Source organism: Acinetobacter sp. Tol 5 (assembly GCF_019702905.1).
Lineage (GTDB): Bacteria > Pseudomonadota > Gammaproteobacteria > Pseudomonadales > Moraxellaceae > Acinetobacter > Acinetobacter bereziniae.
Genome location: NZ_AP024708.1, coordinates 1,062,611 through 1,085,328 on the forward strand (window position 1 = coordinate 1,062,611; position 22,718 = coordinate 1,085,328).

Genomic DNA, 22,718 nt, shown 5'->3' on the forward strand with positions numbered 1-22,718 from the left:
TATTGTTTTAGACATCGGTTAAAAAAGCTGGTACTTCAACACAGCTAATTTAGATAACGAATTGATAAAATAGAGCCAAAGGTAATAGATTATGAAAACTCAAAACGTTGAATTACTAGAAAAAGAAGATCATATGAGTGGGATGCAACATCACGAAATGACGATTACCTCACTTACTCAACCTTTTGATTCAATCATACGACTACGTGGGAAAATTGAAACGGATCAAATTGAATTGTGGAGTACTGCCAATTTAGCAGTACGGATTGATGTAGAGCAAAGTGTAAATTCGCGACCAATTTCACGTATTTATACCATACGCTCTTTTGACAAGCTCAGCCAAGAAATTGAAATTGATTTAGTGCGTCATTCATCTCCAAGTCCGGCAATGCGATGGCTAAATACAGTAAAAATAGGCGCAAAGGTGGCATTGACTGGACCTCGTGTACATACCAACCCAAATTTTGAAACAAGCAAAAAATGTTATATTTTTGCTGATGACACGGGTATTCCTGCTGTATATGCAATGTTGCATCAATGGCCAGAACATGTTCAAGCTGAGATATTTTTAGACACTCACGAAGCTGAACTTTTAAGTGAATTACCTGATATTAAGGGCGTCAATTATCATCTCATTAATCAAACTGTGCTTAAGCAGAATGCTCAAAATCAAGGTTTATTTGAACAGGTGCAACAACTTGAATGTAGTGATGAGATGACAATTTGGGCAGCCTGTGAACGTCAGCAAGCTCGCCAAATCCGAGAGTTCTGTCTAAAACAACTCAAAATGGCAAAAGAAGATGTACGTGTATTTGGTTATTGGAAAGCAGGTGTGAGCAGTAGCGTTATCGATGAAGCTCGATTGGAACATTATTCAAAGCTGGTTCAACAAGGGCAGGGTTTAACTGAGTTTGACGATCTTGATGTAAAGATATGATGTAAATGAAATCATGATAGGTTGATGTAGACATGCTATTGCTGCTACCTTCAATCCATCGTGATTTCTTCACAGTTTTGATGCTAAGAAAATTTAACAATTCGTGTGATATGAAATATATATGGAGAAATTATAGATAGCGTTATTTTATATTCAGCATGTGTAATGCACCGATAATTAATGCTTGCATACTTTGGATGAATTCTGCTTCCATTTCCGCTTCTTCCATTTCTCGATGATCAGCCTTAATCGGGTCTTTGCCTGCCACAGAGTAAATGGTGTCAGCGACAGCAATGCAATGAAAAGCAATCGTTGTATTTAACCATTGTGCTTGTTCTTGAGTAAGTTGATAGGTTTCAGCAACAGCCTGATGATGGTGCTGTATTTTAGTCACCATGGATGGTGTTGAGGCCATCCTACGAATTAAATAAGGGGTAAAACCTGGATTTGATTTGACCAATTCACGCAGTGAATGCATAAAAATAATGAGATATTCTTTTAATTCTATTTGATCAGGAGATTTTGGTAGGGGAATCTGCCATCTCAGAAAAATTTCTTCAGCAATTAGATATTTAAGCTCTTCCAGACTGGCAATATGTTTATATAAAGCCATATGGCTAATACCCAACGCAGCGGCAACACCTACAAAAGTAATATTCAATAAACCTATCTCTATACCAGCATTCATGATGCGCTCATGGGTGATTGTACGTGGTCGTCCGCGAGATGATGATTTGGCTAAAGGAGGCATAATTATTCCATACAATTGATTTTTTCATGTTGCCATGTGACGAGAAGTGGGTCAAATCCGTTTACTTTATTTAATTAGTTTACTACAATGCAACTAAATCTATTGATATTAATTCTCATTTGTATTTATGGATAGGTTTGCTGTCATTTTCTTAAAAACATCAGAAATTGGCGGAACGTGAATAATCAAAACAGGTTTTTTATGTTATGTGTGCAAGTGATGTAAATGAAATTCAGCCTAGACCTATTAACCCACTCAGCTTTGTTCTGAAACCCATACGGCTCCATTTATTTTTAGCTTCGTTGATTGCTACTCTGGGTTCAATGCTGACTTTAGTGCCACTCATCGGCATTGCCTATTTCGTCAAAGTTTTGTTTCTTGGTCACAGTGCCATAGAGATGTCTAACGTCGATTTATCTGATGCCTTATGGATATTGTTAGGCTGTTTGGGAAGTTTATTGTTGGGGATGTTATTGATCACCCTCAGTGAATTCATTGCACATTTAGCAGACCATAAAATCACTGGGATATTACAAAAAGATATTACTCAGCATCTTACTCAACTGCCTTTAGGATGGTTTACACAACGAAGTTCTGGGGAAGTAAAACAAGTTATTCAAGATGATATGGGGCAGCTTCATAGTTTGACTGCGCATTTTTATCCAGCTGTTGGACGAGCGCTAGGTATTATTATTATTGCTGTTATCTTTCTATTTTATATCGATTGGCGAATGGCAGTTCTGTCACTGCTCCCATTCGTAGGTTTTGTGTTTTTTTTGCGCAAAGCCATGCATGCAAGTGAGCAGAATATCCAAGATTTTGCTGTTCAAATGGGGCAGATTAATAGTGCTGCTGTTGAATTTACCCGTGCAATTCCGATCGTAAAAACTTTCGCCCAAAGTGGACAAGCTTCGGTGGGTTATCAGCAGGCTGTTCGTACTTTTGCACACGCATTTAAAGTGTTTACTCGCCCGTTGGTTAAATCTATGGCGCATGCACATGCCATGATTTCACCGATCACGATATTGGGTGTGGTCATGCTGAGTGGCGCAATTTTCATATATCTAGGGTGGTTAAATCCCATCGATTTATTGGCTTTTGTCTTGATTGCTCCGGCAATCTGTGCCCCCACTTTATTGCTACATACTTTATTGCATGATTTGCAAGCTAGCGATGCTGCAGCACAACGAATATTGGCATTGTTAGAAAAACCGATATTAAAGGTCTCTCCAACAACACAATCACTTGTACTCGAAGATCAGACAGTCTGTTTTCATCAGGTGAGCTATGCCTATGATCAAACGCATGAGGTGTTATCTCAACTAGATTTTTCGCTGCAACCTGGAACCTTTACAGCCATCGTGGGTCCATCAGGAGCAGGAAAATCAACCATAGCGCAATTGATCTTACGTTTTTTTGACCCAAGCCAAGGTCATATTACATTGGGCGGTGTTGATTTGCGCAATATTCAGCCAAATATGTTGTATCAGCAAATAGGGTTTGTGTTGCAAGACACACAACTGATTCATGCCAGTCTCTATGACAATATTGCTTTAGGACGATCTAATGCAACCCAGCAGGAGGTTGAACAAGCAGCAAAAGCAGCCAATATTCATGATCGTATTATGCGTTTACCCAAACAATACCAAACCATGATCGGTGATGAGATTCAACTTTCTGGTGGTGAACGCCAACGGATCAGTATAGCTAGAGCAATTCTACTCGATCCACCCATTCTTATTCTCGATGAAGCGACAGCAGCAGCGGATATCGAAAATGAAATGGCCATCCAAAATGCACTGTCCAATTTTGTTCAACATCGAACTCTTTTAGTGATCGCACATCGCTTGGAGACCATTATGCATGCAGACCGTATCTTGGTGCTCGATCAAGGGAAAATCATTGAGCAGGGTACGCACACGCAACTTTTAAAACATCAAGGCTTATATGCCCAATTGTGGTCACATCTGGACAAACATACCCAACAATCAACTGGAGAAACCCTATGCTGAAAACATTTTCTCAACTGTTGGGTGACGATGTCTCTATTTTTCATCGTTATCTTGGGGTTGCTCTGTTATATGGTCTAATTTGTGGTTTGAGCATTTTGCTACTGGGATTGATTTTGTCACAGTTAATCCTTGGCAATATTCAACAAATTGGACTTTGGTTGAGTCTATTGTTTGCTGGAATTGTGTTGTGTTGGTGCTTACGCCGTGTTGTTGAAGAAATGGGAATTAAGGTTGGAATTGCACTTTTAGAACATGCTCGTTTAAGTCTAGGTCAGCATGTTGCGAGCCTACCTGTCGGTTGGTTTAATCCTCAAAATACAGCAAAATTTAATCATCTGGTGACACAAGGCATGATGTCTGTTGCACAGCTTCCAGCACATGTTTTTACCCCTTTAATTTCTGGGGTGATTACACCATTGGTGATTATTGTCGGTTTACTGTTTATCTATGGCATTTTAGGATTAATTGCGTTGTTGGCAATTCCTTTAATTGTCGTCGTGTTCTGGTTCAGTTCAAGAATTGCCAAATATGCAGATGAAACTTATCAGCAACGTTTTGCTGAAACCAGTCAGCGTGTTGTGGAGTTTGCACAGGCACAATCTGTTTTTCGTGCTTTTAATGCTGAAGGAAATAGCCAGCGATTTCTTGATCAAGCAATTGATCAACAACGTCAAGCCAGTTTTAAACTGATTTTACTGTCATCGTTATCCTCAGTAATGAATACATGGGCAATTCAAGCTGTTTTTGTCCTGCTAATTTTGGCTATGTTTATGCTCGTGAATCAGCAAATGACAGGGCATTTTCTCAGTCAGGATATGCTAAGTATCGCCATATCGTTGTTATTTATCAGCCGCTTTATTGATGCATTATTAGAAGTCGCAAGTTATAGCGAAGTGTTGCGCAGTGCAGACAGTCAGTTACAGGAAATGCGAGATATTTTAAATATCCAAGTATTCACAGAAGGCAAAAAACCACAACAGCTTGTAGATGCTTCAATTGAGTTTAAAGATGTCGATTTTCAATATACACAAGATGGGCAAAAAATATTACAAGACCTGAGCTTATTTATTCCTTCAGGAACGATGACGGCATTGATCGGGGCATCGGGTTCAGGAAAAACCACGTTGGTCAAATTGATCGCCCGTTTTTTTGATGCCAATCAAGGTCAAGTTTTGATTGGTGGGGTTGATGTTAAACAACTGCCTGATCAACAGCTTAGCCAACAGATCAGTCAAATTTTTCAAGATAATTATTTATTTGCTGGCACGATTGCAGAAAACATTCGAATTGGTCAGCCCAATGCAACAGATGCAGATATTCTAAAAGTTGCTGAAAAAGTGGGGATTTCAGAAATGATTGCTCGTCTACCAGAAGGTCTTGAGACCAAGACAGGTGAGGGGGGCGCTCGACTTTCAGGTGGAGAGCGACAACGCATTGCGATTGCTAGGGCGCTGATTAAAGATGCACCAATTTTATTGGTGGACGAAGCAACTGCTGCCTTGGATGCAGAAAATCAAGCAATTATTGCTGAGGTGTTAAACGATTTACGTGGGAAAAAAACCATATTGGTGATTGCCCATCAGCTTTCAACCATTGCAACAGCCGATCATATTGTCGTATTAGATAATGGACAGATAATTGAACAAGGAACACCTTCACAACTGTGCTTAAGTGGTGGTTATTATGCCAAATATTTAAAACAGAGCCAGAACGTTAAGGGATGGAAAATTAGCAAAAAAATACAGGCTGAGGCAACTTCAAAATGCCTTTAACTTTATTTTTTGTTTTCTGTGTGCTTTGTATTAGTTCACTTTTGCTTGGTGCACAACAACTTGATTTTAATGGCTTGTTATCCATGTCGAGTGAAGCATGGTTGACTCTGACTGCAAGCCGTATTCCTCGTTTGATTGCCATTATTTTGACTGGTATTGGCTTATCTGTATGTGGTGTGATTTTACAACATATTGTCCGTAACCGTTTCGTCGAACCTGGAACCACGGGTGGTTTAGATGCAGCAAAACTTGGGATATTGGTGTCACTCACGCTTATTCCAGCAGCAAGTACATTGAGTAAAATGCTATTTGCAATGCTTTTCTGTCTGATTGCCAGTTTGCTTTACATTGTGATTATTCGCCAAATTCGCTTTAAGAACACCGTATTAGTCCCTGTGATTGGATTAATGTATGGCGGTATATTGACTGCCCTGGCGGAATTTTATGCCTATCAAAATAATATCATGCAGAGTATGCAAACTTGGCTGATGGGAGATTTTTCTCGTGTAGTCCAAGGGCACTATGAAATTATTTATTTTATTTTACCCATCATCCTACTGACCTATATTTTTGCACATCGTTTCACTGTACTGGGTATGGGTCAAGACATGGCATCAAGCTTGGGGCTAAATTATGCCACGATGACTGCAATCGGCTTATTGCTTGTAGCAGTTACAGTTTCAGCAACAGTGATTACAGTTGGAGCAATTCCATTTGTAGGGTTGGTGATCCCCAATCTGGTGGCTTTGAAGTATGGTGAGAATTTAGCAAAAACTTTACCCATCGTTGCTTTGGCTGGTGCTTCATTACTTCTACTCTGCGATATCGTTGGGCGTTCTATCCTTTATCCATTTGAAGTTCCTATCGGTCTCACCGCAGGTGGAGCAGGAGGAGTGATCTTCTTGCTCTTGATACTGCGAGGTCTGCGCTAATGAATATAAACAAGCTCGGCACAATGCTATGTGCAACCGTTGCTCTTGCAATTGTTTTTATATTCTTCGGTTCCCACCTTGATATGGATTATGTCATTCCTCAGCGCCTATTTAGACTTGCTGCGATTGTATTGGGCGGAATTTGTGTGGCATGTACCTCTATCATTTTTCAGACTCTTGTGGGCAATCGTGTCTTAACACCCGCCATCATGGGCTATGAAGCGGTTTATTTACTCTGGCAAGCCCTATTGTTATTTATTTTTGGTACTCAAGGGGTGTTATGGCTTGGCATAACTGCTCAGTTTTTTATGGGTATTTTTCTGATGTTGTTCTATTCATGGGCACTTCATCTATTTTTATTATCGCGCATACACAAAGATCTTTTTCAGCTTTTGCTATTTGGTTTGGTCTTTACCATGGTGCTTGGCACTGTCACTCAATTTATTCAATTAAAAATTAGTCCGGGTGAATTTTCAGTTTTTCAAGGATTAAGTTATGCATCATTTAACCGTGTTCAGTCAGAAACCCTGATCTTTGCTGTGATTATGATTGTCTTTGTTTTATGGCGAGTGCTGAATACTTTACCAATTTTGGACGTATTAAGTTTAGGGCGTGAACAAGCAATATCACTAGGCGTTGATCATCATCACTATGTCAAATTTTATTTGGCTTTGATTGCCGTTTTGGTGGCAGTTTCAACCAGTTTAATTGGTCCTACAGCATTTATGGGCGTGTTTATTGCCAATATCGCTTATGCCATTGCAAAAAGTTATCAGCATAAATTTACTCTAGCGATAGGGTGTCTGGTTGCAGTCGCAATTTTTCTAATCGCTCAAATCCTTGTTGAACATGTATTTAATTATAAAACGACAGTCAGTATTTTGATCAATTTGGTGTGCGGTATTTATTTTCTCATATTGGTGGTCCGTACTCGAGGTGTGACATGATCAGTGTTCGTAATATCTATAAATCCTATGGTATCAAAAATATACTCTCTGAAGTGACCATTGATTTTCCTGAAAAAAAGTTAACTTCCTTGATTGGTCCCAATGGTGCAGGCAAATCGACGCTATTGATGATGATGGCAAATTTGTCTAAGCCAGATCAGGGGGAGATTTTATTTAATACTCAAAATATTCGGGAGATTCACCTCGCGGAATATGCCAAGAATGTGGCAACTCTCAGACAGACACCAGGGATGAATTTGCGGATGACCGTGAAAGAGCTGATAGCTTTTGGGCGCTTTCCTTATAGTCATGGTTCATTGACTTCATATGATCATCACGTGATTGATGAAGCAATCCAATTTCTAGATTTAGATGCTTTGAGTGACTGTTATCTCGATGAACTCAGTGGTGGTCAGCGTCAAATGGCATTTTTGGCAATGACCATTGCTCAGCAAACTGAAGTGCTGTTATTGGATGAACCTCTCAATAATCTTGATATGAAACATGCTGTTCATATTATGCAGGCCTTACGTCGATTGTGTGATGAACAGGGGCGAACCGTGATTTTAGTGATTCACGATATCAACTTCGCTGCAAATTATTCAGATCATATTGTCGCCTTGAAAAACAATACCGTTTATTTGAATGGACCAACTCAAAGGGTGATTACTGCGGCACAGTTAAGTGATCTGTACGAGCTAAATTTTGACATTAGCTATAGTGAGCATGGCTATATGTGTAACTACTTCAACTCATCAGGAGCTTGAATCTATGAATTGGAACAACAAATCTCAACGTCTTGTGGTTGCCATTTTGGTCATGTTGAATTTCACGGCTTGCCAAGAATCTAACGATCAAATCAAACCCAAAGACCAAGCACAACAGCTTATTCAACTTGATGCGCCTATTGTGTTTAAACATGAACTGGGTAAAACACAACTGGATTATCGACCGCAACGTGTTGCTGTATTGGATATGAATGAGGCAGATTTTCTCGACCAATTGGATGTTCCTATAGCGGGAATGCCAAAGGACTATGTACCACACTTTTTAAGCAAGTATAAACAAGATAAAAATGTTCAAGATCTCGGTGCTATTGTTCAGCCGAATATGGAAAATATCTATGCATTAAAGCCTGATCTTATTTTGATGACGCCATTACAAGCAAATCAGTATCAAGCGTTATCTAAAATTGCACCGACTTTACACTATGACATCAACTTTAATAACAGTCAGCATCATCATATAGACATGATCAAAACCCATTTGATGAGTTTGGGAAAAATTTTTGATCGAACAGTTTTGGCTCAACAAAAAGTGGCTGAATTAGATAAAAAAATTAGACAAGTTCAACAGATAACTGCTACTCGTCCAGAAAAAGCATTGGTGGTTCTACATAACAATGGTGCATTTAGTAATTTTGGTATTCAGTCACGTTATGGCTTTATTTTTAATGACTTGGGTGTAAAACCTGCCAGTACGATGGTAGATACCAGTTTGCATGGACAACCTATTTCGAGTGAATTCATTCAACAGGCGAATCCCGATATTTTGTATATCGTAGACCGTACTGCGGTTATGGAACATCGCCCAACAATTGATGCACAAAATGTTAGCAATCCATTGTTGCGTCAGACCAAAGCATGGAAAACAGGCAAAGTTGTTTTTGTTGATGCAGATGCGTGGTACACCACGGCAGCAAGTCCGAGTTCTATGCAAATTTTAATGAATGATGTTCTCAAGGGGTATCGACTATGAATTAAGTCTTTCTACGATAAATTTATAGCCAGATAAACATCTAGCCAAAAACATACCGTTCAGATATTCAGATCGCATACTTTTATTGAAAAAAGTGTGCTCAGGAAAGCTGTGTCTAAAAAATCAATGGATATACAGATATGAAATTTTTCAATAGCGTTGTATCGACTGGTCAAACGCAATTATTCAGATGTTTACAGTCTAAATTTAAGCTTAAAAACTTGATTTCTGCACAAATGATGTTGGGTTGGGGGCTTACATTAAGCATCCCGATTTCTTTAGTCCATGCAGAAGACACCCAAAAGTTAAACTTGTCTCAATCCGCATCACCACAATTACCGACCATCAATGTACAAGCGTTACAAGATAAATCTACAACTTTTGCAGGACAGATTTCATCGCAAAATAACCTAGGTTTTCTGGGTGATAAAGACTTCATGGAAACGCCATTTAATAGTATTGGCTATACAGATCAATATATTGAAAACCAACAAGCTAAAGATATCACTGAGGTGATTGCAAAAACTGATCCTTCTGTTTTTACCAATGGGGCGAGTGGTGGGTGGAGTGAAAATTACTACATTCGTGGATTTTCATCGAGTACCAGTGATATGTCGATGAATGGAATGTTTGGAATTACACCTTTTTATCGCACCTCTCCAGAGATGTTTGAAAGAGTTGAAGTTTTGAAAGGACCTTCGGCGTTGTTAAATGGAATGCCACCAACAGGTTCGGTAGGAGGTGTGGTTAACTTGGTGACCAAACGGGCGGATGATGAAGCATTAAACCGTTTCACGGCAACGTATATGTCAGACTCCCAATGGGGGGGACATCTGGATTTGGGGAGACGCTTTGGAGAAAATAAAGCATTTGGTGTGCGTTTCAATAGTGTCTATCGTGATGGAAATGGAGCAATCAAAGATCAAGATAAGCAGACCCAACAATTTTCTTTAGGACTCGACTGGCGTGGAGAAAATGCCCGTTTCTCTGCAGATTTATATCGTGCAGAGGATCGTGTAGACGGTGTGAATCGAGGAATTAACCTTGCGCCCGGGGTGGATATTCCAAAACCGCCTAAGCCAGATACTTTACTCAATCCAGACTGGTCATTTGTTGAAACCAAAGATAAAGGAGCAATGATACGTGGTGAATATGATATCAATGATCAGTTGATGGCTTATGCAAGTTATGGACAGAGCAAAACTGATTATAAATATAATGGTGCAATGTCCGCCACAGTGCTTGATCAACAAGGAACTTTAGAAACTAAAATGGGTCAATTGGCATTTGATCTTGAAAAAAAATCGGCAGATATTGGCTTCAAAGGACATTTGAATACAGGTGTAGTTGCCCACCAATGGGTTGCCAATGCGACCTATTATGAACATGATCAAAATGATTATGGAGTCAGAAATGTTGCTGGTGCTGAATGGATCACAAATTTATATGATCCAGTATGGGGAAAACCAGTACCATTTAATACACCACATATCTCAAAAACTTCTTCGCGCCTCAGTAGTTATGGTATTGCCGATACTTTATCTTTTGCCCAAGACAAGGTGCAACTGACCGTGGGTGTACGACAACAGGAGGTGGTGAGCGAATCGTTTAATATTGTCACAGGCAATCGAATTTCTCGTTATGACAAAAGTGCGACTACACCAGGCGCAGCAATTTTATTTAAAGCCACGAATTATCTGTCACTCTATGCAAACTATATTGAAGGATTAAGCCAAGGAACAACCGCTCCATATACTGCTGTAAATGCTGGGGAGGTATTTGCACCCTTTAAAACCAAGCAAAAAGAGGTGGGATTAAAAGTTGATATCGGTCAATTCAGTAACACTTTAAGCGTGTTTGAAATTGAAAAACCAAGTAGCTATACCGACCCAGTGACCAATATTTTCACTGCGGATGGCGAACAGCGTAACCGAGGTGTTGAATGGAGCTTTTTAACGACACCTGTTGAGCATGTTCGTCTACTGGGGGGGATTGCTTATATTGATCCTGAATTAACCAAAACAGCAGGCGGAAAAAATCAGGGCAATACCGCAACAGGTGTTGCAAAACAACAAGCTAAGCTGGGCTTAGAGTGGGATACGTCGATCTTAGACGGCTTGACTTTGACAGCAAATGCAACTGCGGTTTCTAAGCAATATATCAATCAGGAAAATACATTATCTGCTTCAGGTCGAACATTATTTGACTTGGGTGCAAGGTATAAATCAGCGCTAGTACAGTTTCCAATGACCATACGTGCAAGTGTGAATAATGTCACCAATAAAGCTTATTGGGGAATGCCCCAGTTATCCAGTTTAGCACTGGGCGCTCCAAGGACATATATGTTGTCAGTTTCTTTGGACTTTTAATATGTCTTGTCTAAGTTTTTCCAAACAGTGAGAACCAGTCAGTGAGCAGATTGAAAAGAGTAGAACTACTCTTTTCAATCTATTGAACAATGTCATCGATCAAGCACTGCCTTAAAATATTCCAATCACTTAGTCTAAGCTTTCAACAATACTGATCATGACATCAGCACAATTTTCACGTGCCAATCTGGCTTTACGGTATTCTTCGGAATGATAACAAGCCTGAGCTGTGGCCAAATCTACAAATTCAATAATGACATGTCGTGCATATTCAGAACCTTCCATCACCAATGACTTCCCACCACGTGCAAGAAATTTTGCTCCGTATTTTTCAAAAGCCAATGGCGCTAAAGCCATATATTGTTGGTACTGTTCTAAATCATGTACGGTGACGTGGGCAATCCAATATGCAGACATCTTTTCATTCCTTTGTTGAGGTTTAAATCATTTCACGGTCTATGCTTTCAGGCATTCAAAATATTTTTTGCCACTGATGCCGCTTCTGCAATATGTTCTGCAACTGCTTGTTTGGCTTTTTCAGCATCCTGATGTAAATAGATTGCTTCACACATATTTTTAATGCGTTGATAACCAGAAATTTGTCGTTTGGTGGATTTCATGGTCATGACACGCAGACGGCTAATACGTCCATTTAAACGTTGCACAACTTCCCAAGCGATAAAATGTTTGGCTGTGGTAAAAATGGTTTCGTAAAGTTTGGCTGAGGTTGAAATAATCAGATCAATATCATCAGTAGCGAATGCTTGCTCGAGTTCATTGAGTAAACGTTTGAGTTGAGTTGTCGTTTCATCGGTGAGGTTCTTGGTGCAATCAGCAACGGCACTTTGTTCCAATAACAGACGAATTTCATAAATTTGTGATGCAAGTTCCCAATCCAACAAGGACACAATAGGTCCTTTGTTCGGCAGGATTTCAACCAAACCTTCTGCTTCCAAATAACGAATGACTTCTCGAACCACTGAACGGCTTACACCAAGTTCTTCGCACAAGGTTCTTTCAACTAATCTTTTTCCAGAGGGGAAGTATCCCGTAATAATGGCATTACGAAGTTTGTTCAAACACAACTCACGTAAAGTCACAGGTGGATTTTCAATTTTAAGATTCATGGTGATTGAACTTTCCCAATTTTAATCATGCACAATTTTGTTACATGTTTTTTTGTCAAAATTAGCATAGCAAACTCTTGCTTTTTTTTCACTATGTATTATGGTATACCATAATACGAATGACAAGTTGAATTCACAAGGAAGAGCAATGAATCTAATCCGTAAAACTATACTGCATGTTGAAACGACCTATGTCGATGGTGGTAAAGAAGCAGCAATACCTTTAAAAATGGTTGCAGCAGCAGCGGTCATCCAAAATCCATGGGCAGCACAGGGCTATGTTGAAAACTTGGCACCAGAAATTCGCCGTATTGCACCAATTTTAAGTGAACATTTAACTCGTCTGATTTTGGATGAGATCGGTTCAGGTGAAGCTGTACAAGCATTTGGTAAGAGTGCGGTTGTGGGTTTAAACGGTGAGCTTGAGCATGCTTCTGCACTGATTCACACCTTACATTTTGGTAATACTTACCGTAGTGCGGTCGGTGCAAAATCTTACTTAGCATTTAACAATACCCGTGGTCCTGCCAATGCACCGATCTTGATCCCGATGATGGATAAAAATGATGAAGGTCGTCGTTCTCATTATCTGACTTTACAATTTGCTATTCCTGATGCACCTGCAGCAGATGAATTGGTTGTGGTGATTGGTGCCGCAACAGGTGGTCGTCCACATCATCGTATTGGTGATCGTTATCAAGATTTGGAAGAGTTAGGTCATGATCTCAAAAATCCTGCAGCTGTCAAATAATCGAATTGCTCATTATTTTGAGCAGGGTGAAGGCGAGCCATTGGTACTTATTCACGGTGTGGGTATGCAAGCCGAAGCATGGTATCCACAAATAGAATTTTTCTCGAAACACTATCGTGTGATTTCGGTGGATATGCCAGGTCATGGACAGAGTACCCAATTGACCAATGATGCGCCTTTACAGGCATTTGTGGACTGGACCATTGAGTTTATATGCCAACTGAATGTGGGTGCTGTGAATTTAGCAGGGCACTCAATGGGTTCTTTGATTACCACAGGCGTGAGTGCAACACGTCCTGATTTAGTTAAACGAATGGCTGTTTTAAATGGTGTTTATAAACGCACAGAAAAAGCCAAAGATGCAGTACTTCAGCGTGCTGAAGCACTGAAAACAGGAAAGATCGACATTGATACACCATTGCAACGTTGGTTTGGTGACAGCGAAGTCGAACGCCAAGCAGCATTAAAGGTAAAAACATGGCTGCAAAATGTGAACATGGCTGGCTATGCTACAGCTTATTCAGCATTTGCCCAAGGAGATTCAACCTATGCAGATGATTGGTCAAAAATCACATGTCCTGCTTTGATTTTAACAGGAACAGGTGATCCCAACTCAACCGCTGAAATGGCAGTACAAATGGCTCAGCAAGCACAAAATGCAAAAGCAATTGTGATTGAAAATGAAAGACATATGGTGAATTTAACGGCACCAGACAAAGTGAATAATGCAATGCAAGCATGGTTGGAAACCAGCGTCTAAATTGCTTGATGAAGGGATATAGCAATGAGTGAAATGGATACGATAAATAAAATACGTGAACTACGTGATGCTTTTGGATCATTTATGACCGGCGTTACCGTAGTCACAACCTGTACAGATGATGGAACTGCGCTTGGTTTTACTGCAAACTCTTTTGCTTCGGTGTCTTTGGACCCAGCATTGCTACTGGTCAGCATTGCCAAGACATCGAGCAATTATCATCATTTTGCCAAGGCTCAGCATTTTGCGATTAACATTTTGGCTGAAGAGCAGAAAGATATTTCTAATACTTTTGCACGACCAAGTGATGATCGTTTTGCAAATCTGTCTTGGAAGACGAGTCAGTATCAAAATCCAATTATTGACCACGTGAGTGCATGGTTTGATTGCACCACTTATCAAATTGTAGATGCAGGTGACCATGCGATTTTGATTGGTCAAGTAGAAAACTTTGCTTCAGCAGGCTTTGCAGGTCTTGGTTATTATCGTGGTGCTTATTTCACACCCGCTAAATCATCGACCGATGTGATTTCAAGTATGAAAGTCATGATGATGGCGTTAATCGGTCATGAAAACCAGATTTTGCTTGAACAAACTGCTGATGGCAAATGGACTTTGCCGCATTTGCTCGTCAACAAAGATGGTGCTGAAAAAGCCCTCGAAAAAATCTTCAGTGTCTATCAACCTGAGGCATCGCCAAGCTTTATATATTCTGTATATGACGATATCACCACACAGCAACAGTATATTGCCTTCTTATGTAATACCCCAGTACTTCAAGCACATAAGGGGCAGTTTATAGACTTGAATGATCTTGAGCAGCTTACTTTTGTTGATAGTGCCTTGGAAAGTATGTTGATGCGTTATCGTAAAGAAAATTATCTCAAAACTTATGGGGTGTATTACGGTAATCAAACAACAGGTACATTTCGTCAAATTGTTAAAGAGGAAGTTTAACTATGCGTTTTTCATTATTTGTACACATGGAACGTGTTTCTGATCAACAAACACAAAAACAGCTTTATGATGAAATGGTTGAACTTTGTCAGATTGCAGATCGAGGCGGAATGCATGCGATTTGGACAGGTGAACATCATGCGATGAATTTTACCATTGCGCCTAATCCATTTATCAATTTGGCTGATTTGGCCAACAAAACTCAACATGTGCGCTTAGGTACAGGTACAGTCGTTGCGCCGTTTTGGCATCCAATCAAATTGGCTGGTGAAGCAGCAATGACAGATATTATCAGCAATGGTCGTTTGGATATTGGTATTGCCCGTGGAGCTTATTCTTTCGAATATGAGCGCATGGTACCGGGTATGGATGCATGGAGTGCAGGGCAACGTTTGCGTGAAATGATCCCTGCCATTAAAAACTTGTGGAAAGGCGATTACGAGCATCAAGGTGAGTTTTGGCAATTCCCGAAAACAACCTCTGCTCCTCAACCTTTACAAGAGCCACATCCACCGATTTGGGTTGCAGCACGTGATCCAAATAGTCATGAATTTGCAGTTCAACATGGCTGTAATGTGCAAGTGACACCATTACATTTGGGTGATGAAGAAGTTGAGAAATTGATGGGCAACTTTAATGCAGCATGTGAGAAATTTGCAGACATTCCACGTCCTGAAATTATGTTACTTCGTCATACCTATGTCGCTGACAGTGAGCAAGATGCTCAACTCGCCGCAGATGAAATCAATACATTCTATAATTATTTTGGTGCATGGTTTAAAAATGAGCGTGAAATTAGCCAAGGGCTGATCGCACCGATGACCAAGGAAGAAATGGCGCAACATCCTTTCTATAGTCCAGAAGCTATGCGTAAAAATAATGTGATTGGTCAAGCGCAAGAAGTGATTGATCGTTTAAAAGCTTATGAGGCAATGGGCTATAACGAATATTCATTCTGGATCGATACAGGAATGAGCTTTGAACGTAAAAAAGCCTCATTGGAACGTATGATCAACGAAGTGATGCCAGCTTTTGCATAGGAGAGAAGACCATGACTTCTCCATTTCAGTTATATATCAATGGCCAGTTTGAGGATGGTGCTGCACAATTTGACAGTATCAATCCTGCAACAGGACAAGTTTGGGCAAAAATGCCTGAAGCACGTACAGATGAAGTGAATCGTGCGGTTGCAGCTGCTTCACAAGCATTAAAAGATTCAGCTTGGGCTGATTTAACCGCATCTCAGCGGGGTAAGTTGCTATATAAACTTGCGGATTTGATTGAACGATCAGCACCAGAGTTGGCGCTGTATGAGACACAAGATACCGGTAAAATTATCCGTGAAACGTCGAGCCAGATTGCATATGTGGCCGAGTATTACCGATATTATGCTGGTGTTGCTGACAAACTTGAAGGTCGATATTTACCGATTGATAAGCCTGATATGCAAGCTTGGACTATTCGAGAGCCTGTAGGTGTTGTTGCAGCAATCGTACCTTGGAACAGTCAGTTATTTTTATCCGCAGTTAAAGTTGGTCCTGCTTTGGCAGCAGGCTGTAGCGTGGTTTTAAAAGCGTCGGAAGAAGGTCCAGCACCTTTGCTGGCTTTTGCTCGCTTAGTACATGAAGCTGGTTTCCCTGCGGGTGTGGTAAATGTGATTACAGGTTTTGCGGCTGAATGTGGTGCTGTTTTAACCCGTCATCCTGACGTTGCGCACGTGGCATTCACAGGCGGACCTGAAACAGCGCAGCATATTGTCAGAAATTCTGCTGAAAATCTTGCCAAAGTATCACTTGAGTTAGGGGGGAAATCTCCATTTATTGTGTTCGCAGATGCTGATTTACAAAGTGCTGTAAATGCTCAAGTCGCAGCGATCTTTGCCGCAACTGGACAAAGTTGTGTGGCAGGTTCTCGTTTATTGGTTGAAGAAAGTATCAAAGATGAATTTGTACAACGCTTGGTACAACGTGTGCAAAGCATCAAAATTGGTCTGCCTGAGGATATGGCAACTGAGTTTGGTCCATTGTGTACTTTACGCCAACGGCAAAAAATTGAACAGATTGTCGCAAGTTCAATTCAGCAGGGGGCAAAGCTATTGACAGGTGGGGAGAGTATTGACCGTGCAGGCTATTACTATCCACCCACTATTTTGGATTGTAGTGATGCGACTCAGGCCGATTGTGTAATGAATGAGTTGTTTGGTCCAGTGCTGTCCGTGGTCAGTTTTAAAACAGAGCTTGAGGCAATACACACGGCAAACAATACCGCTTATGGTCTTGCCGCAGGCGTGTTTACTTCAAATCTAAGTCGCGCACACCGCATGACAAAAGCGATTCAATCCGGAATTGTTTGGCTCAATACTTATCGTGCAGTGTCACCACTTGCACCTTTTGGTGGTCATGGTTTATCTGGACATGGTCGAGAAGGTGGTTTTGAGGCGGTATTTGACTACACCACCACCAAAACGGTTTGGTTACGTACCTCTGATCAACCGATTGATGATCCCTTTATCATGAGATGAAAGATAGTCATGAGATAAATAATAGTCATGAGATGAAAGATAGTCATGAGATAAATAATAGTCATGAGATAAATGATGGTCATGAAATAGACGATGGTCATGTGGTAAATGATCAAACTTTAATTCAAGGAATTTAACTTCAAGGATGAAAATATATGCAGAACACTAAAGTTCTATAAATTTTTACTGTAATTGAAAAGGATAAATATTGTTGAGCTTTGAAAAAAGTCTCACATGGGGTGTCTTTTATCTTTTTTAGGCTGAATTCACGCAAACGACAGCGTATTAGTCAGCCATATCGTCAATATCGTGGTCAGGTCATTTGAATAGGATGCTGACAAAGTAGGTTGTGAAATCTACATTTACGCTCACAAATAAATTCAGATTGAGGAAAATGAATTCCTCAAAGAGAGATTAAGGATATGAGTCAAAATGAAAAAAATGCTTTTGCGATAGAAAGCCATTCGATTGATTATGTAGATCCATCAGAACGCAATGGCAATGTTCGGGATCTTTTTACTTTATGGTTTTGTACCAATATTGCGCCTTTGGCTGTGATTACAGGTGCAATGTCGATGCTCACTTTTAAGCTAAGCTTAATCAGTGCTTTGGTGGCAATTTGTGCAGGACATTTCTTTGGTGCAGCGATTTTAGCACTAACCTCGGCACAAGGACCGCAAGTGGGTATTCCACAAATGATTCAAAGCCGTGCGCAGTTTGGGCGCTATGGGGCTTTGTTGGTGGTGTTATTTACGACCCTGATTTACCTTGGATTCTTTATTTCCAATATTATTTTATCGGGTAAAACTTTGCACACGGTTGTGCCTGCAATTCCTGTACCTACAGCAACCGTGATCGGAGCAATTGCCGCAACGACCATTGGGATCGTCGGTTATCACCTGATTCATAAGTTCAATAAGATTGGGACTTGGTTTATGGGTGGTTCGCTGTTGATTGGTCTAATCATTATGCTGCCGCATATCAATGCTGAGGTTTTGGCAAAAGGAACTTTCAACCTGAAAGGCTGGTTTGCCATGTTTGGTTTATGTGCGGTTTGGCAAATTAGTTTTTCTCCATATACCTCAGATTATTCAAGATATTTACCTAAAAGTATTGGCATTTATAAACCCTTTATTTACACCTATTTGGGTGCATCTCTCGGTACAATTTTTGCTATGGCTTTTGGAACTGTAGCGGTCAGTATTGGTTCCACAACTGATGCGATGGAAGCAGTTAAATCAGGCACAGGTATATTTGGCTACGTTCTGATGATTTTATTTCTTTGTAATATTATCGGTCACAATGCCATGAATCTATATGGTGCAGTGTTGTCATGCATTACTTCGATTCAAACCTTTGCAGGACAATGGATACCGAGTAAGAATATTCGAATTGTGCTGTCAGTTGTGGTACTGATTCTGGCAACTTTCACTGCATTATGGGCTTCGAGCAACTTTATTAGTTTCTTCCTGAATGTGATTTTTGCCTTGTTGTTTATCTTAGTACCTTGGGTGTCGATCAACCTTTTGGATTTCTATGTGGTCAACAAGAAATCTTATGATATTCAGTCTATTTTTGCCCAAGATGGTGGTATTTACGGCAAGTTTAATGCCAAAGCGCTGATCGCCTATTTTATCGGGATTATGATTCAGATTCCTTTCTTGACCAATGCCTTTTTTACAGGACCATTTGCCAATGTGATCCCTGATGTTGATGTTTCTTGGGTGATTGGATTGGTGGTGAGTTTTATCGTGTATTACCTGTTTAATTTCAGCAAGATTAAATACGCAGACTCGGCTTTGGATATCAAAGTTTAACATTAAAATGTGATGTGAAAGGAATCTTCACGATGAAAAATAATAATTTACAATGGGTTATCGCTTTAATTTTGGTTGCATATATTTCACCAAGTTATGCTGGAATCAGTTTTGGTGAATCCAATAGTGAAACAGGTCAGCTTACAGTATCTGGTTATGTACGGGGCAATTACCAAGTTAAAGATTATGGTGAGAATGCTGATGATCAGAAAATCCGTTTCGATGCAGCACAACTTAAATTGGATTATGAACGTGGAAATCTGTTTGGACACGCAGAATATCGTTGTTATCAATATGAGCGGTTTTGTGATTTTTCCAGCATGATTGATGCTTATGCAGGTTATCGTTTGAATAAAACAGATCAACTTGTGGTGGGTATGCAAGCCATTCCATTTGGACCCGGACGTTTCTGGGGTAATAGCTTGTATGGTAGTATCAATACTACTGCGGGTTTGGAAGATGTGCATAATGTTGGTGTGAACTATCATGCTGAATTATCGTCAGCGACCAAATTTGATTTTGGTTATTTTGCGATTGATGGTGGTCATTATTCAGGGACCTATACGCCAGATTCAGGTCGCTATACGGCAAATTACGTACGTTCCGATGATGTGACACAAACCAACTTACAAGAGAAAAACATGTGGGTGGGGCGGGTGAGTCAAGATATTCCTTTGGGTATCGATGGTTTAGATACGCAGCTTGGTGCGTCTTACTGGATCTCGCAAATAGACAATAAGAAAACCAACCAGACTGGACGACGTAATGCTTGGTCAGTATTTACCAAAGTAAATTATGGGCAGCTTGGGTTGACTTTGACTGGAGGCAAAAATGATGTCAACAATAAAGATTTAATTCAACCTGACACTTCGCTCATGGGGTCTTATGACACTGAATATGCCGTCGCCAACAAAGCCAGTTATTACACGGCTGATCTGGGGTATGCATTTAAAGATGTCGGAAAAATTGGCAATATTACCCCTTATCTCATGCATAGCCGATATAACAAAGATCAGGCTGAAGCAAAGGATTCCATTCGAAATATCTTAGGTGTCTCCATTGATCATAAAAAGCTTTCTTTGCTTGCTGAATATATCATGAGTAAAAATGATCCTTTTATCGGTGGTAATGCAGCATCATTGGCATTGGGGGATGATAATAAGTGGAATAAGTTATTGAATTTGACTTTATTCTATTATTTTTAACGTTGAATCATAACATTCGGGCAACCGAAAATTTTTTTCATTATTTTCTTGGTATGCCATAATACAAGACTAAGTATGTGCTGATACAAACCATAGCGTTATAAGCACATACGGATGTTTGCATCTAAACAGGATGATCCATATGCAACTCAAAGACATGTCTCTCTTTCACCAACAAGCCTTCATCGCTGGGCAATGGTGTGATGCTGACAACCTTCAAAGAACAGATATTTATAATCCTGCAACTCAAGCACTTATTGGGACAGTACCCAATATGGGGAAAACCGAAGCAGAACGAGCAATTCAAGCTGCTGCAAATGCTTGGTCAGCTTGGAAAAATAAAACAGCAAAAGATCGTTCAATCATTTTAAAACGTTGGTTTGAATTGATGGTTGAGCAGGCAGATGAACTTGCTTTTATTCTCACCAGTGAACAGGGCAAACCATTGGCAGAGGCGAGAGGAGAGATTTTGTATGCTGCCAGTTTTGTGGAGTGGTTTGCTGAAGAAGCAAAGCGTGTATATGGGGATATCGTGCCAAGCCCATATCCAGATGCACGTATTGTGGTACAAAAACAAGCGATCGGAGTCGTTGCAGCGATTACGCCGTGGAATTTCCCAGCAGCGGTGATTACACGAAAAGTAGCGCCTGCATTGGCGGCAGGATGCCCTTGTATTGTTAAACCTGCACCTGAGACACCGTTTACAGCTTTGGCATTGGTTGATTTAGCTGTTCAAGCTGGAATTCCTGCCGAAATTTTCAGTGTGATTACAGGGGATGCAGTCACGATTGGAGATGCTATTTTTGAAAGTGATGTGGTGCGAAAGTTTACATTTACAGGATCTACACCTGTGGGAAAAATGCTTTATCAACGTTCTGCACAAACCTTAAAAAAAGTCTCTTTGGAATTGGGTGGTAATGCACCATTCATTGTTTTTGATGATGCAGATTTGGATGACGCCATTGAAGGCGCATTGATTGCAAAATATCGAAATGCAGGGCAGACCTGTGTTTGTGTAAATCGCTTTTTGGTTCAAGCAGGCATCTACGATAAATTCATCAACGCATTAAGTGAAAAAGTCAGTGCTTTTAAAATTGGCAATGGTTTGGATGTTGGTAGTGAAATTGGTCCACTGATTAATCTGAATGCTGTGAAGAAAGTTGAAGCCCATGTACAAGATGCCTTATCCAAAGCTGCTCGTTTGGTGACAGGGGGGCAACGTCACAGCGCAGGAGAGTTATTTTATCAGCCAACCATTATTGCAGATGTGACCGCAGACATGGATGTGGCAACTCAGGAAACTTTTGGTCCGCTTGCCGCTGTATTTAAGTTTGAAACCGAGCAACAGGCGTTAGAGATGGCCAATGCAACAGAGTTTGGTTTAGCAGCCTACTGTTATACCAAAGACCTTGGACGTGCTTGGCGGATGAGTGAACAATTGGAATATGGCATGGTAGGTATCAATAAAGGATTGATTTCTAATGAGGTTGCACCATTTGGTGGAATCAAACAATCAGGTTTAGGGCGTGAAGGTTCAAAGTATGGCATTGAAGATTACCTTGAAATTAAATACACCTTATTTGGAGGATTAAACGGATGAGTAATGAAAAATTTGAAAAAGGTCTTGTGATTCGTAAACAAGTACTGGGTGAAGATTATGTCAATCAATCGATCAACAATGCGGATGACTTTAATTTACCCTTACAGGAGTTGGTCACTGAGTATTGTTGGGGTGCAGTGTGGGGACGTGAAGAACTGAGCAAACCTGAACGTAGTCTGATTAATCTTGCCATGATTTCTGCATTAAATCGTCCACATGAGCTAAAATTACATGTTAAAGGCGCATTACGAAATGGTGTACCAAAAGACAAAATTCGTGAGGTGCTGTTACAGGTTGCAATTTACTGTGGTGTACCTGCTGCGGTAGACAGTTTTCGTATAGCCAAAGAAGCTATTCAGGAATATCAAGAAGAACAGCACTAAACTGTAAAGAATTGACTCTGTGCAGTTGGGTTTAGATCTAAACTGGTCTGTATAGATCGATATGCGCAGATTCATATTGATCAACAGAAACTCGATTTTGCGATACATGTTTTTAACTG

Annotated in this window: 21 protein-coding genes; 18 read left to right on the forward strand and 3 right to left on the reverse strand. The window is 40.3% G+C overall.

Annotated elements, in window-relative coordinates; translation table 11 throughout:
* Positions 1 to 91 precede the first annotated feature (91 nt).
* Positions 92 to 937, forward strand: a complete 846-nt coding sequence (locus tag TOL5_RS04965; RefSeq protein WP_121774204.1) for a siderophore-interacting protein — start codon at positions 92 to 94, stop codon at positions 935 to 937.
* Positions 938 to 1,079: 142 nt separating this feature from the next.
* Here the strand turns inward: TOL5_RS04965 and TOL5_RS04970 are convergent, their stop codons facing one another.
* Positions 1,080 to 1,688 carry a TetR/AcrR family transcriptional regulator gene (locus TOL5_RS04970; RefSeq protein WP_121774203.1) on the reverse strand — a complete coding sequence of 203 codons (609 nt, stop codon included), beginning with the start codon at positions 1,686 to 1,688 and terminating at the stop codon, positions 1,080 to 1,082.
* A gap of 206 nt (positions 1,689 to 1,894) precedes the next feature.
* Here TOL5_RS04970 and TOL5_RS04975 point away from each other — a divergent pair, with 206 nt between their 5' ends.
* From TOL5_RS04975 to TOL5_RS05005, 7 genes are all read left to right on the forward strand, one after another.
* Positions 1,895 to 3,700 (forward strand): ABC transporter ATP-binding protein, encoded by a 1,806-nt coding sequence (locus tag TOL5_RS04975; RefSeq protein ID WP_121774202.1) that lies wholly within the window; start codon positions 1,895 to 1,897, stop codon positions 3,698 to 3,700.
* Positions 3,694 to 5,472, forward strand: a complete 1,779-nt coding sequence (locus TOL5_RS04980) for an ABC transporter ATP-binding protein (RefSeq protein WP_121774201.1) — start codon at positions 3,694 to 3,696, stop codon at positions 5,470 to 5,472. Before TOL5_RS04975 ends, TOL5_RS04980 begins: the two co-directional genes overlap by 7 nt.
* Positions 5,463 to 6,404: an ABC transporter permease gene (locus tag TOL5_RS04985; protein ID WP_121774200.1), complete on the forward strand. Its 942-nt coding sequence runs from the start codon at positions 5,463 to 5,465 to the stop codon at positions 6,402 to 6,404. The genes TOL5_RS04980 and TOL5_RS04985 overlap by 10 nt, the downstream gene beginning before the upstream one ends.
* The gene (locus TOL5_RS04990) at positions 6,404 to 7,351 is read left to right on the forward strand and encodes an iron chelate uptake ABC transporter family permease subunit (RefSeq protein ID WP_174760720.1); all 948 of its coding nucleotides are present in this window, start codon (positions 6,404 to 6,406) and stop codon (positions 7,349 to 7,351) included. The genes TOL5_RS04985 and TOL5_RS04990 overlap by 1 nt, the downstream gene beginning before the upstream one ends.
* Positions 7,348 to 8,118 (forward strand): ABC transporter ATP-binding protein, encoded by a 771-nt coding sequence (locus tag TOL5_RS04995; RefSeq protein WP_121774198.1) that lies wholly within the window; start codon positions 7,348 to 7,350, stop codon positions 8,116 to 8,118. Before TOL5_RS04990 ends, TOL5_RS04995 begins: the two co-directional genes overlap by 4 nt.
* Positions 8,119 to 8,122: 4 nt before the next feature.
* The gene (locus TOL5_RS05000; protein WP_121774197.1) at positions 8,123 to 9,109 is read left to right on the forward strand and encodes a siderophore ABC transporter substrate-binding protein; all 987 of its coding nucleotides are present in this window, start codon (positions 8,123 to 8,125) and stop codon (positions 9,107 to 9,109) included.
* Between the two features lie 140 nt (positions 9,110 to 9,249).
* Positions 9,250 to 11,478, forward strand: a complete 2,229-nt coding sequence (locus TOL5_RS05005) for a TonB-dependent receptor (RefSeq protein ID WP_121774196.1) — start codon at positions 9,250 to 9,252, stop codon at positions 11,476 to 11,478.
* 129 nt (positions 11,479 to 11,607) lie between these two features.
* Here TOL5_RS05005 and TOL5_RS05010 read toward each other — a convergent pair whose 3' ends face one another.
* On the reverse strand, positions 11,608 to 11,895 hold the full coding sequence (locus TOL5_RS05010) for a DUF1330 domain-containing protein (protein ID WP_005033291.1): 288 nt from the start codon (positions 11,893 to 11,895) through the stop codon (positions 11,608 to 11,610).
* 47 nt (positions 11,896 to 11,942) lie between these two features.
* On the reverse strand, positions 11,943 to 12,605 hold the full coding sequence (locus tag TOL5_RS05015; RefSeq protein ID WP_004829633.1) for a GntR family transcriptional regulator: 663 nt from the start codon (positions 12,603 to 12,605) through the stop codon (positions 11,943 to 11,945).
* A 148-nt stretch (positions 12,606 to 12,753) separates the two neighbouring features.
* Between TOL5_RS05015 and TOL5_RS05020 the strand changes: the two genes are divergently transcribed.
* The 10 genes from TOL5_RS05020 to TOL5_RS05065 all read left to right on the forward strand — a co-directional run bounded on the left by TOL5_RS05020 (position 12,754) and on the right by TOL5_RS05065 (position 22,599).
* Positions 12,754 to 13,356, forward strand: coding sequence for an amino acid synthesis family protein (locus TOL5_RS05020; RefSeq protein WP_121774195.1), 603 nt, complete (start codon positions 12,754 to 12,756; stop codon positions 13,354 to 13,356).
* Positions 13,325 to 14,116, forward strand: a complete 792-nt coding sequence (locus TOL5_RS05025; RefSeq protein ID WP_121774194.1) for an alpha/beta fold hydrolase — start codon at positions 13,325 to 13,327, stop codon at positions 14,114 to 14,116. Before TOL5_RS05020 ends, TOL5_RS05025 begins: the two co-directional genes overlap by 32 nt.
* A 24-nt stretch (positions 14,117 to 14,140) precedes the next feature.
* The gene (gene tgnA / locus TOL5_RS05030) at positions 14,141 to 15,073 is read left to right on the forward strand and encodes a flavin-dependent trigonelline monooxygenase reductase component (RefSeq protein WP_221260666.1); all 933 of its coding nucleotides are present in this window, start codon (positions 14,141 to 14,143) and stop codon (positions 15,071 to 15,073) included.
* 2 nt (positions 15,074 to 15,075) lie between these two features.
* Positions 15,076 to 16,113, forward strand: coding sequence for a flavin-dependent trigonelline monooxygenase oxygenase component (gene tgnB, locus TOL5_RS05035; protein WP_009586728.1), 1,038 nt, complete (start codon positions 15,076 to 15,078; stop codon positions 16,111 to 16,113).
* 11 nt (positions 16,114 to 16,124) lie between these two features.
* On the forward strand, positions 16,125 to 17,594 hold the full coding sequence (gene tgnC / locus TOL5_RS05040; RefSeq protein ID WP_121774193.1) for a (Z)-2-((N-methylformamido)methylene)-5-hydroxybutyrolactone dehydrogenase: 1,470 nt from the start codon (positions 16,125 to 16,127) through the stop codon (positions 17,592 to 17,594).
* Positions 17,591 to 17,731 carry a hypothetical protein gene (locus TOL5_RS05045; protein ID WP_221260667.1) on the forward strand — a complete coding sequence of 47 codons (141 nt, stop codon included), beginning with the start codon at positions 17,591 to 17,593 and terminating at the stop codon, positions 17,729 to 17,731. The genes tgnC and TOL5_RS05045 overlap by 4 nt, the downstream gene beginning before the upstream one ends.
* A gap of 285 nt (positions 17,732 to 18,016) precedes the next feature.
* Positions 18,017 to 19,411, forward strand: a complete 1,395-nt coding sequence (locus TOL5_RS05050; protein WP_121774192.1) for a purine-cytosine permease family protein — start codon at positions 18,017 to 18,019, stop codon at positions 19,409 to 19,411.
* A 32-nt stretch (positions 19,412 to 19,443) separates the two neighbouring features.
* Complete coding sequence (locus TOL5_RS05055; RefSeq protein WP_121774191.1) at positions 19,444 to 20,616, forward strand: hypothetical protein; 1,173 nt, start codon at positions 19,444 to 19,446, stop codon at positions 20,614 to 20,616.
* Positions 20,617 to 20,758: 142 nt separating this feature from the next.
* On the forward strand, positions 20,759 to 22,216 hold the full coding sequence (locus tag TOL5_RS05060) for an NAD-dependent succinate-semialdehyde dehydrogenase (RefSeq protein ID WP_199934841.1): 1,458 nt from the start codon (positions 20,759 to 20,761) through the stop codon (positions 22,214 to 22,216).
* On the forward strand, positions 22,213 to 22,599 hold the full coding sequence (locus TOL5_RS05065) for a carboxymuconolactone decarboxylase family protein (RefSeq protein ID WP_004829624.1): 387 nt from the start codon (positions 22,213 to 22,215) through the stop codon (positions 22,597 to 22,599). The genes TOL5_RS05060 and TOL5_RS05065 overlap by 4 nt, the downstream gene beginning before the upstream one ends.
* Positions 22,600 to 22,718 lie beyond the last annotated feature (119 nt).

Coding starts and splice junctions, on each gene's coding strand:
- TOL5_RS04965 (WP_121774204.1), top strand. CDS start 92: ATGAAAACTCAAAACGTTGAATTACTAGAAAAAGAAGATCATATGAGT.
- TOL5_RS04970 (WP_121774203.1), bottom strand. CDS start 1,688: ATGCCTCCTTTAGCCAAATCATCATCTCGCGGACGACCACGTACAATC.
- TOL5_RS04975 (WP_121774202.1), top strand. CDS start 1,895: ATGTGTGCAAGTGATGTAAATGAAATTCAGCCTAGACCTATTAACCCA.
- TOL5_RS04980 (WP_121774201.1), top strand. CDS start 3,694: ATGCTGAAAACATTTTCTCAACTGTTGGGTGACGATGTCTCTATTTTT.
- TOL5_RS04985 (WP_121774200.1), top strand. CDS start 5,463: ATGCCTTTAACTTTATTTTTTGTTTTCTGTGTGCTTTGTATTAGTTCA.
- TOL5_RS04990 (WP_174760720.1), top strand. CDS start 6,404: ATGAATATAAACAAGCTCGGCACAATGCTATGTGCAACCGTTGCTCTT.
- TOL5_RS04995 (WP_121774198.1), top strand. CDS start 7,348: ATGATCAGTGTTCGTAATATCTATAAATCCTATGGTATCAAAAATATA.
- TOL5_RS05000 (WP_121774197.1), top strand. CDS start 8,123: ATGAATTGGAACAACAAATCTCAACGTCTTGTGGTTGCCATTTTGGTC.
- TOL5_RS05005 (WP_121774196.1), top strand. CDS start 9,250: ATGAAATTTTTCAATAGCGTTGTATCGACTGGTCAAACGCAATTATTC.
- TOL5_RS05010 (WP_005033291.1), bottom strand. CDS start 11,895: ATGTCTGCATATTGGATTGCCCACGTCACCGTACATGATTTAGAACAG.
- TOL5_RS05015 (WP_004829633.1), bottom strand. CDS start 12,605: ATGAATCTTAAAATTGAAAATCCACCTGTGACTTTACGTGAGTTGTGT.
- TOL5_RS05020 (WP_121774195.1), top strand. CDS start 12,754: ATGAATCTAATCCGTAAAACTATACTGCATGTTGAAACGACCTATGTC.
- TOL5_RS05025 (WP_121774194.1), top strand. CDS start 13,325: ATGATCTCAAAAATCCTGCAGCTGTCAAATAATCGAATTGCTCATTAT.
- tgnA (WP_221260666.1), top strand. CDS start 14,141: ATGAGTGAAATGGATACGATAAATAAAATACGTGAACTACGTGATGCT.
- tgnB (WP_009586728.1), top strand. CDS start 15,076: ATGCGTTTTTCATTATTTGTACACATGGAACGTGTTTCTGATCAACAA.
- tgnC (WP_121774193.1), top strand. CDS start 16,125: ATGACTTCTCCATTTCAGTTATATATCAATGGCCAGTTTGAGGATGGT.
- TOL5_RS05045 (WP_221260667.1), top strand. CDS start 17,591: ATGAAAGATAGTCATGAGATAAATAATAGTCATGAGATGAAAGATAGT.
- TOL5_RS05050 (WP_121774192.1), top strand. CDS start 18,017: ATGAGTCAAAATGAAAAAAATGCTTTTGCGATAGAAAGCCATTCGATT.
- TOL5_RS05055 (WP_121774191.1), top strand. CDS start 19,444: ATGAAAAATAATAATTTACAATGGGTTATCGCTTTAATTTTGGTTGCA.
- TOL5_RS05060 (WP_199934841.1), top strand. CDS start 20,759: ATGCAACTCAAAGACATGTCTCTCTTTCACCAACAAGCCTTCATCGCT.
- TOL5_RS05065 (WP_004829624.1), top strand. CDS start 22,213: ATGAGTAATGAAAAATTTGAAAAAGGTCTTGTGATTCGTAAACAAGTA.